This window comes from Pseudomonas sp. 30_B, assembly GCF_017491605.1.
In the GTDB taxonomy this organism is placed as follows: domain Bacteria; phylum Pseudomonadota; class Gammaproteobacteria; order Pseudomonadales; family Pseudomonadaceae; genus Pseudomonas.
In genome coordinates, this window is record NZ_JAFGYY010000489.1 from 1 (window position 1) to 245 (window position 245).

Consider the following 245-nt stretch of genomic DNA (forward strand, 5'->3'; position numbering starts at 1 on the left):
AGTTCTATTACTTCAACGACGAGGCCGAGTTGGTGGGCATGCGCTTCAACGACTGGAAAATCGTCTGGTGCGAACAGCGCGCACCGGGTGGCCTGAAGGTCTGGAGCGAGCCATTCACCTGCCTGCGGATTCCCAAGCTGTTCAACCTGCGCATGGACCCGTACGAGACCGCCGACATCGTTTCCGACCAGTACAGCGACTGGCTGGTGAAGAACGCCTACCTGATGGGCATCGCCACCATGAAG

At 58.8% G+C, this 245-nt stretch carries 1 pseudogene; it reads left to right on the plus strand.

Features of this window, described 5'->3' with window-relative positions:
- Positions 1-245 (plus strand): annotated as a pseudogene (locus tag J5M67_RS29205) (arylsulfatase); the annotation flags it as partial.